Here is a 9,807-nt window from a genome sequence, read left to right on the forward strand (position 1 = left end):
ACGCGGGGACTTTTACATGAGGCACGAGGGATCATTTCCCGGGGACTTGACAGTGAGGCACCACGGCTGCTACAGCTACGGGAACTCGTGTCTACAGCGGTGGAAGCTCACCGGTCAGGCTGGACCCCTATTCCAATTCAATCCAGTGGTAAGCGGCCCGCCGTCGTCGGCTGGACCAAGCTCAAGTTTGAGACCGAAGATGAGGTCACTGAGCAGTTCACGCAGTGGTACGAGGAGGGGCACACCAACGTGGGCGTGCTCCTCGGTGAGCGCTCATCAAACCTGGTGGACGTTGACCTCGACCACCCGGCGGTGAACCGGCTCAAGCGTCACTTCCTGCCGCCTACGGACATGGTCACCGGACGGCCCGGCAATGCCGCCAGCCACTACTGGTATCAGGTCGAGGAGGGCACTCTGCCGTTGTCTCGGCGTCATATGATGCCCGACGGCGCTATGGCCGTTGAGTTCCGTTCCAACAAGGCACAGACGCTTCTGCCGCCGTCCACGCACCCGTCCGGTGAGCAGTACATGTGGCACGGGGCTGAGTTCGCCAAGCCGACGCAGATCAACGGCCAGCTCCTTGCAACGCAGGTAGCTTTGCTGGCCCTCGGGACTGTGCTCATTGACACCTGGCCCACACAGGGCGGACGGCATGAGGCGTACCTCGCGCTGGCGGGCGGAATGCTCCGCAACACCGACGGCTCAGTTCACCCGTTCTGGGAGCGCAACCTGCCGGTGCTCATCTCGGCGCTGGCCGATGCGACGCACGACGACGACGGCACTGACACTCGGATCAAGGAGGTCATGGGCACCACGCTTCGCCGTATCCGCACAGGCGACACGGTGCAGGGCTTCGGTCGCCTCGGGGAAATCATCGGCAAGGACCACGCGCGGCAAGCCCGCGTGCTGGCCCGAGAGGTTGAGTCCGCCGCCGGGCACAAGGCATGCCAGAACCAGGGGCTGGATCATGACGCGAAACCGGCGACGCCGTCGCCTCACGCAGATGACGCTGTGGCTGAGACGCTGAACGCTGCCGATCCTGAAGAGGATTACGCGGCAGTTCGTGCCCGCTTCCCGCTGCTGGACCTTGCCCCGCTGGTGGACCCTGCCCGTCCACCTCGGCGCTGGCTGTGGGCCGATGTGGTGCCCGAGGGTGAGCACGTTTCTTTTATCGCGCCCGCCGGTGAGGGAAAGTCCATGCAGACTCTAGGCCTGGGCGTATGCGCAGCCCGTGGTGACCGCAGTTTTATCGGACGGCCGCTGAATCTCCCGGAATGTAACCGGGTGCTCTATATCGACATGGAGAACAGCGAAGATGACTTCGCCGAGAGGCTCCCTGCCCTGGGTGTGACGCCCGCTAACGTTCAGCAGCTCATGGACCGACTGCTCGTGCTTCACCTTCCCATGCTTGCCGGGCTGGACACCCCGGACGGGGCCGAGCAGTTGAGGCTGATCCTGGACGCTTATGGCTTCGGTGCCGGTGACCTGCTCATCCTCGACTCGACGCAGCGAGTCACAGATGGGGAAGAAAACAGTAACGACACCATGCGCAGGCTCTACAAGCTCACGTCCACGGAGCTGAAGCGACGGGGCCTTACCGTCATCCGCACCGATAACACCGGGCATGTGGGAGAAAACGGGAAGGGTAAACGGGCGCGTGGGGCCTCAGGCAAGCGCGATGACGTGGGCATGTCCTGGACACTGACGTGGGAGAACCGGAAACAGTGCCGAACCAGGCCCGAGACGCCCCGGCTCTACACGATGGAGAACCTGAAGCGTCGCGCAGGTGCCGGGGGCGCTTCGGACCGCTTCTCCTACCGCTGGCTGAAGGACGGGGCTGGAAGGTTGAGGTTCGAGCCCACCAACACGCCCACTCTGGGAGACCGCAAGACACGGCTCAGGGACGTTCTGGAAGAGCTGGGCCTTTCGCCGGACACCGGTTACCGTAAGTGCTGGGAGGCAGTGAAGGCCGAACGGGACCGAGCGGTGAATGCCGGGGAGGACTTCCCCGAGAGGATCACCGCCAAGCTCGTGGAAGAGGTCCAAACGGAGCGCCGTACGCTGGCCGCCTTCAGCTCCGAGGAGGTCGAAGAATGAGCCTCTATCGATCCCAAGACACAGCCCCGAGGCTGAGGCTTGGAAAGCTGCAACGTGTCAGGTCTCGTGTCAGCTCTGCTGTTGACATGGCGGGCCGTGCCAACGGCGTGTCAGGCCCTGCCTGTTGCCCGCTTCTGCCCCGCGATTCCGGGCAAGTGGCTGACACGCCGGAACATGTCAGGAACGTGTCAGCAGGTAGAAGCGGGCACCTGAAGGACGGACTGACACGCTGGCACGCTCCCTTTAGGGGCGTGCCGTGTGTCAGCCGTCGGGGCCTCGGTGGGGTAGAGCGCAGTCGCTACATCAAGCCGGGCGATGCTCAGCAGCCTCCTACCGTTCAAGAAATCTGTAGAGCTGCTGGCGCTCTACGAACGCCTCGCTTCCCAGGCACAGCAAACAGCACCGACCACAAATCCGTGGGCTCTCGCAGTCACCCTTTTCCCTGCCGCACGGGGTGTTGACCGGTTGCATGAGGTCAACCGGTTTCATGGGGTAGGACGGAGGTCAGGTCATGCACGGAAACCTTCCGTACTACGGTTCACGTTCGTTTGAACTAGAACCACTGGAATGCATGCTCTCGGACTAGCCGGACTACAAGTTCGACAACCGGCTCTGCGTCGATCTCGCAGGGACGTTCTCGGAGTAATCTAGGGTCCTGCCGGACCTAGAACGTGGACATGCTCCGGGGCGCTGCAGCGTCACGAACGTCAACGCAACTCCAGCTTCAGCCCTAGCGCTAGCGCGATCTTCGCGACGGTGGCCGTCGTGACATCGTTGTCCGCTTCTACGCGAGCGATCGTAGGACGCGACAAGCCTGACTTCTCTCCGAGCTCAGCTTGGGACCAGCCCTGCCGCTTTCTGGCGTCACGGATGACTTTGCCGAAACCCGGCTGTGCTTCTTCAACCATGGTCACGCATCTTCCACCGCGGCCCCAGCGCCCGCGTCGGGCCGGTGCTGGGCGTGGAGGGCGTCAGCAGCGATTTCGGCGAGCTGGCCGATGAACGCCGGGTCCGTCATGTAGGACTGGATTTCCTTCGACTCGTTCACGGTCTTGAGAACGGCGAGCCCAACTGCACCGCTGAATCCCTCAGACGCCTTGAGCTGAGCGACGGTGTTGTTCTTCGCCATCGCCACAGCTTCCTCGTTCTCGTCGAGGAATCCCCAGAAGGTCGTGATGAAGCCGGAGACACTTTCGGAGCTCACGTCGACGCCTTTGGCCTTGAACATCTCGTTGACCTTGTCGATCGCTTCGTCGAGCGGACCACGCTTCGGGGTGCGGCCGCCCTTGTGCTCTCCGTCGAAGACGGGGAGCCGGATGCCCTCTCCACTGCCTTCGCTGAGGGAGTGGTCCTCTTCGATCGCAGAAGGAACGAGCTTCACACCAGACAACTGAACCCCTTCGAGGTAGCTGTCGTCCCGTTCGTCGCCATCGGCGTGGAGATTTCGACCGAGCAGCGTCGCGAGGATGGCACGACGGTGAAGCTCAGGGTCCTGGTAGTCAACGATCTGACTGAGGAACTGCCAGGCACTGCGGTAGCCGAGCAGGTCCGACCGGAAGGCTTCGAGCTCTTCCTTCTGCTTCTTGTCCTTCGCTAAGACCGCCTGACGCCACCGACCGTTCCAGCGGTTCTTGATAGGGGCCAGCACCTTGGCGATCGCTTCGCCGCCCAGCACCGATAGGAATGTGTCGGCGACTGCGTCCATTTCATCGTGCGTGTAGAGCCCGGACGTGTCCAGGCGCTCACCCACGGTGATCAAGGTGTTGGGGTCGACCTCGCCATCGACGTAAGCGTCGGAGTAGTAGAGCTTGAAGTCGGCTTGCACACTCGCCGGGGTGTTGCGGAAGTCGACGACCATCGGCGCTGTCTTGCCGGGGTAGATGCGGTTCAGACGGGACAGCGTTTGAACTGTTGCGACTCCCGAGAGCTTCTTGTCGATGTACATCGCCATCAGACGGGGCTCGTCGAAACCGGTCTGGAACTTGTTGGCGACGATGAGCACTCGGTAGACGCCCTGTTCCCGGAAGGCGTGGCCCACGTCGCGGACTCCATTGACCGATACCTCGGTAACGCTCTCTCCGCCTTCGTCGGTGAGCGAGCCCGAGAACGCCGCCAGAGTGTGGAGGTCGTACCCCTTCTCTGCGATGTACGCGTCCATCTTCCGCGACCAGCTCAACGCCTCCATGCGCGAACTCGTCACGACCATGGCGCGCGCTTGACCGTCGAGCAGAGGCTGGACGTTCCGACGGAAATGCTCGACGACGACCCGGACCTTCTGTGCGATCGCGGTTGGATGGAGCCTCGCATAGCGGACGATGCTCGAGACCGCCTCGCCCGTATTGACTTGGACCGCTTGCTCCGGCTCTTCGCCTTCGAGGGTGTTCTTCACGCGGAGGAACATGTCGTAAGTCGAGTAGTTCGTGAGGACGTCAAGGATGAAGCCTTCCTCGATCGCCTGTGCCATCGTGTACGTGTCGAAGGCCTCCCAACGGCCCCCTACCTGGGTGCCGAACAGGCGAAGGGTCTTCGCCTTCGGCGTCGCCGTGAGAGCGACGAAGGTAATGTTCGCGGCAGCAGCGATCGCCGAGTCCTTTGCCGCCAGGAGGTCATCGGCGCTGATGTCCTCGTCCGGATCGATCTCGACATCGACGAGCAACTCCCTGACCTGCTTGGCCGCCGAGCCCGACTGGGACGAATGCGCTTCGTCTGCAACGATGGCCCAGCGCCGGCCACGCAGCTCCTCGGAGTTCTCGATGAGCTTCATGACCTCGGGGAACGTCTGCAGGGTGCACGTGATGATGTGGTCGCCCTCGACGAGCGCCTTCTTCAGCTGCGGAGACTTCGCCCCGGACTTCTCGCCCACTGCCACGACGAGCCCCGTGCTCGACTGCACCAGATTCATGTCGTCGCGGATGTTCTCGTCGAGGACCGTGCGGTCGGTGACGACGATGACCGAGTCGAACGTCGACTTCGAGTCTGCGCTCATGTGGCGGATGAGCCGGTGGCTCAGCCAGGCGATGGTCTTGGTCTTGCCGGAGCCCGCGGAGTGCCAGATCAGGTAGCGCTTGCCGGGGCCATTCGCCTCGATGTCGGCGACCACGCGCTCTACCGCCCGCAGCTGGTGGAAGCGCGGGAAGACAAGCCGGCCGTCCTCCCTCTTCCCTGATTTGCCGGGGTCGAAGAGGGCGAAGTCCTTGAGGATCCGCATGAACATCGGACGGGCGAGGATCTCGCGCCAGAGGTAGTTCGTCGACGAGCCGGTGCTCGACGGCGGGTTTCCCTCGTGGCCGTCGTTGCCCTGGTTGAAGGGTAGGAAGACGGTGTCCCCGCCCTGAAGCTTCGTCGTCATATAGACGAGGTCATTGGACACCGCGAAGTGGACCAACGCACGGCCGGGAGCGAGCAACGGGCGGCTCCTGCCGGGCTTGCGGTCCTCCTTGTACTGGCGGATCGCATGGTTGACTGTCTGCGTGTTGTCGGTCTTGAGCTCGAGCGTGACGACGGGTAGCCCATTGGCCAGCAATACGACGTCGATGCTCTCATTGGTCTTGGTGTCGAAGCGGACCTGGCGCAGGACGCGCAGCCGGACCGCATCGGCGGCCTCGACGACCTCAGCCAGGTTCGGGTTCGCCGGGGGAAAGATCATCATCGGGCCGAACTTGGCGGTGGGACGGCCGATCTGGGCGTAGGAGAAGCCGTTGCGCAGCACGCCGAGCAGTCCGCCGACGGGGTACCCGGTCGTCGGGTCCATCCGCGTCGCCTTGCCGAGCTCCTTTGTGATGTGGCCCAGGAGCTTCCGCTCCGCGTCCGACCTCTGCTCGCCGACGAGGTCTTCGGGAACGGCCTTCTCGTATTCATCCGGGTACTGCGTCGCCAGCCAGTGCAGCGCATCGGCCGGCACCATCGCGAGCCCGACGTCCCAGCCGATCGGCTTCCCGTCGTCCTCGTACAGCCAGCCGCTCTCGGCCAACTCCGAGCAGAGGTTTTCCTCGAACTCGAGCTCCATCAGCTGTGAGTGGTTCATGAGAGGACTCCTTCTGCGGCGAGAATGTCCGTAATTAGCGCGCCCCGTCGTTCGTGGAGCAGCGTTCGAAGCGCCGCGACTTTCTCCTGCATGCGGTCGATGTTGCTGACCACCTCGTCGAGATGGTCGCCGATCTTTCGCTGCTCTTCGTAAGGCGGCATCGGCACTGGTGTCATGTCGAGGGCGGTCTTGGTGACTCGCTGCGCGTTCGGGCGGACGCCGGTTCCGATCGTGGCGAAGTAGTCGACGTAGCGCGGACTGCGGAGCAGGTGATGGACGTAGCGGGGGTAGAACCGCGGGGAGATGTCGAAAGCCTTGTAGTCCGGACTGATGTACCCGGTGAGAGACGAGACGCCAAGCCCGCCGTGGTTCAGCCACATCATGTTCGCCGCCAACTGGTTCGGCCCAACCACGCGATAGTGCGAAATGTCCGCGGACGCTTGCTGGCCGTCGGTCCGAGTGTTGACCTCGACGCCGCGGTACTCCGAGATTGAGAGCAGCGGACCCTGCGGGCTGCCACCGTTCCGCTCGGTGCTCTCGACGAAGTCGAAGCCGAACTTCGTACGAGCCCAGTGTTCGGGGATCCCATCCAGGGGGGTGCGCGCGTCCTCGACATGCCTGTAAGGGTCGTCGACGAGCCCGAAGACCGCCGCAGTGTCTGTGGTTCGTTGCTGGAGCGCATCGGCCAGGTCTTCGAGCGTCGCGATCATACGATCGACCTTCGCGAGGCTGTCCGCGATCTCCCGTTGGGTGTCGAGGTCCGGCAGGTGGACCTGCATGATGTCGAGCATCTCTGGTTGTAGATCCCACTGGTTCGGGCGGATGCCCTTCGAGATGCTTGCGTAGTATCCAACGTGGTGCGCCGACCGCAGCGCGTAGTGGAGGAAGCGCGGATCGTCGTCGGTTCGCGGTTTGTAGACAAAGTAGGCAGGCGAGACGATCCCGCGCAGGGACGAGACACCAAGCGATCCCTGCCAGGTCTTCATCTTGTTCAGCACGAGGTCGCCGGGTTCCACGAGCTGATAGGCGGAGAGGTCCTCGCCCGCACGGTTCCAGTTGTCTGTCCGGTCCGACTTCCGAATGACGCCATAGTCGCGGTAGATCGAGAGGAGCTCCTCGGCCGGGAAGCCGACCTTCTTCTCGCGCCGGTACAAGGACCAGAAGGGAACCGACCTCCAGCTGGTGGCTGACTTCATGCCTCGTGAACCTCGGCGAACATGGCCGAAAGTTCGCCCATGATCCGCGACACGTCGGAGTCGATCTCCGCGAGAGGGCGCGGTTGCGTCGGAACGTAGAAGAACCGTTTGAATGCGATCTCGTTGCCACGCTTGGCCTTGGGCGCGTCCCAGCACGCATCCGGCGCGAAGGGCAACACCTCGCGCTTCATGTGTTCGTCGACGTCCTCGGTCAAAGGAATGCGCTCCGTGTGCTTCCAGCCCTCAGCGATGACTGGCTTACCTCGACGATTGACCGCCGGAGGCGCGGGCGGGTAAGGGGTGGCCATGGCTTCCATGGCGGCGTCGACAAGCCCCACCGGGCACTTGAGGCCGGCTGCCTTCGCCGCCGTAGCGAAGTTCGCGGGCAGGTCGTTCCAAGGCGTGTTGTCGAGCTGTTTGAGGACCTCGAGGTGCCCGTCGGTAAAGTCCTTGCGCTCGCGGAGCGCCTCGACGGCGTCGTCAGAAAAGCGGGCGCCCAGTCTTGCCTGCTTGAACACCGGAACGTCTCGGAACATGAAGTCCTCGGGCGTCATTACTCGCGAGATCGAGGGATCCGCCTGATCGAACGCCTGGTACGCCTCGACGATCAGCTCCCGATGGTGACGTTCGATCTGGCGTCGTTTCTCACCCATAGGTCGGCGAAGGAGCGACCACTGGCCAGAACCGTCGATGAGCTGGACCTTGCCCTGACGCTCGGTGGGCTTGTTGGTGTCCAGAAACCAGACGTACGTCGCGATACCGGTGCCGTAGAACATGTCCGCGGGCAGAGCGACGATCGCGTCGATCATGTCTTCCTCGAGCAACCATTGTCGGATCGCGCTTGGGCCCTTGTCGGCAGTAAACAGTGGCGAGGCGTTTGACACGACGGCTGCACGGCCGCCCTGGCCGTTATTGGACGCAGGGGTCAGTTTTGAGGCGCAGTGGGCCAGGAACAGCATCTGGCCGTCGGCGGTGCTCGGGAGTCCATGACTGAACCGCGAGCCCGGCACCTTGGCCTGGTCGCGGACCGCCTTCTCGTCGGCCGACCAGTCGGTGCCGAACGGCGGGTTCGACAGGACATAGTCGAAGGTCTGGCCGTCGTAGAGGTCCTCGACGAGGGTGTTGCCCTGCTTGATCGCGTCAGGTCGGCCGCCCTGGATCAAGAGGTCGGCCTTGCCGAGACCGAACGCTGAGGGCATCAGCTCCTGGCCGTATAGCGTGACGTCGACCTTGTCGTTCATCCGCCGCAGGGCCTCTTGTGCGACGAGCAGCATGCCGCCGGAGCCAGCAGTGGGATCGTAGATCGAGCGAAGGGCCCTGTCGCCGGCGAGGGTCTCGTCGTCGTTGGTGATGAGGATGTCGACCATGAGCTTGATCGCGTCACGGGGCGTGTAAAAGTTGCCGGCAGCCTTGCCCTTCTTATTGAAGGCTCGGTACATGACGTCCTCGAAGACGTCGCCCATGCCTGTGTTGCTGAGCGTGTTCGGACTGAGGTCGAGGGTCGAAAAGTGCTTGACGACGGCATGCAGGCGGTTGGCGTCGGCAAGGATCTTCGCGCGCCGGTTGAAGTCGAAAGAGACCCAGATGTCGGAGATGTTGTGCGAGAAGCCGTCGATGTAGCTCTTGAGAGACTTGTCCACGTTGTCGTCGACGGAAGCGATGGTGGCGAGGTCGAGCGGCGAGACGTTGTAGAAGCCCAGGCCGAACTTGTCCTTGACCGCGATGTCAATGAGGTGCTGCGGCATGCCGGTGAGGGTGTCGACGTACTTGATCACGTCGTCCTTACTGTCCGCAAGCATGCACTCGAGGCGTCGAAGGACGGTGAAGGGGAGGATGTAGTCGCCGTAGTCCTCCTCGTCGACGATGTTGCGCAGGTACTTGTCCGCCGTGTCCCAGACGATGCGTGCAGTCGTCGCCCTGGATGCTGCCGTCGCATCGGCCATCGGGCACTCTCCTAGTCCTTGACGATCGTGATGTATCAAGAACTTTACACGCGACTGCATCAGATACGTGACAGCCGGAGCCACGTCTGGAGCGGGGCAGGCACGCTGGCCGAGTTGATCTTCGCGAGGGTCAGGCTGATCATCGCCGGCGAGACTCGAGCGTCGGTGTAACAGGTTCAAACTCCCCGCAATCCCGCATCTGCCCCGCAGATTCGGTAGCCAAGCTCAGTAGAGCGTGGCAGCAGATTCGCCTCCTAACCTGGGGCGATCGACGGCCGGAGTATCCCGCAGAACCCCCGTTAGCTTGTAGGTGGCCTCGGAGTCCAGCAGGATGAAGGGGTTAGCCGGTCCGGTTCCTGGGCATGATCATTTGCCCCCAGTCATCAATGATCCGGGGGGTGTTGTCACCCAGGAGCTGGTCGCGGCGGATCGTGGATCGCTGATAGAGGCACGACAGCCCCAGCCCGCTCCCAGAGCTGGTGGAGGGCTTGACTCTTCTATGTCTGTCAAGCCGCGTTCATCACGGTTGCTGAGGTGTTGAGCATCC

Annotated in this window: 5 protein-coding genes; 1 reads left to right on the plus strand and 4 read right to left on the minus strand. The window is 63.0% G+C overall.

The window, feature by feature from the left end:
- Positions 1 to 87: 87 nt before the first annotated feature.
- On the plus strand, positions 88 to 2,097 hold the full coding sequence (locus HGQ17_RS14595) for an AAA family ATPase (RefSeq protein WP_211090710.1): 2,010 nt from the start codon (positions 88 to 90) through the stop codon (positions 2,095 to 2,097).
- A 707-nt stretch (positions 2,098 to 2,804) separates the two neighbouring features.
- Here HGQ17_RS14595 and HGQ17_RS14600 read toward each other — a convergent pair.
- Genes HGQ17_RS14600 through HGQ17_RS14615 form a run of 4 tightly spaced genes read right to left on the minus strand, consistent with a single transcriptional unit; the run spans position 2,805 to position 9,260 of the window.
- A complete protein-coding gene (locus HGQ17_RS14600; RefSeq protein WP_168888688.1) occupies positions 2,805 to 3,005 on the minus strand; it encodes a helix-turn-helix domain-containing protein in 201 nt (66 codons plus the stop codon).
- 2 nt (positions 3,006 to 3,007) lie between these two features.
- A complete protein-coding gene (locus tag HGQ17_RS14605; protein WP_168888689.1) occupies positions 3,008 to 6,121 on the minus strand; it encodes a type I restriction endonuclease subunit R in 3,114 nt (1,037 codons plus the stop codon).
- Entirely contained in the window at positions 6,118 to 7,317 is a 1,200-nt protein-coding gene (locus tag HGQ17_RS14610) for a restriction endonuclease subunit S domain-containing protein (protein ID WP_211090711.1), read from the minus strand. The genes HGQ17_RS14605 and HGQ17_RS14610 overlap by 4 nt, the downstream gene beginning before the upstream one ends.
- Positions 7,314 to 9,260, minus strand: coding sequence for a type I restriction-modification system subunit M (locus HGQ17_RS14615; protein ID WP_168888690.1), 1,947 nt, complete (start codon positions 9,258 to 9,260; stop codon positions 7,314 to 7,316). Before HGQ17_RS14615 ends, HGQ17_RS14610 begins: the two co-directional genes overlap by 4 nt.
- Positions 9,261 to 9,807: the final 547 nt, after the last annotated feature.

Source organism: Nesterenkonia sedimenti, from assembly GCF_012641515.1.
GTDB classification, from domain to species: domain Bacteria; phylum Actinomycetota; class Actinomycetes; order Actinomycetales; family Micrococcaceae; genus Nesterenkonia; species Nesterenkonia sedimenti.

Coding starts and splice junctions, on each gene's coding strand:
- HGQ17_RS14610 (WP_211090711.1), bottom strand. CDS start 7,317: ATGAAGTCAGCCACCAGCTGGAGGTCGGTTCCCTTCTGGTCCTTGTAC.
- HGQ17_RS14615 (WP_168888690.1), bottom strand. CDS start 9,260: ATGGCCGATGCGACGGCAGCATCCAGGGCGACGACTGCACGCATCGTC.
- HGQ17_RS14605 (WP_168888689.1), bottom strand. CDS start 6,121: ATGAACCACTCACAGCTGATGGAGCTCGAGTTCGAGGAAAACCTCTGC.
- HGQ17_RS14600 (WP_168888688.1), bottom strand. CDS start 3,005: ATGGTTGAAGAAGCACAGCCGGGTTTCGGCAAAGTCATCCGTGACGCC.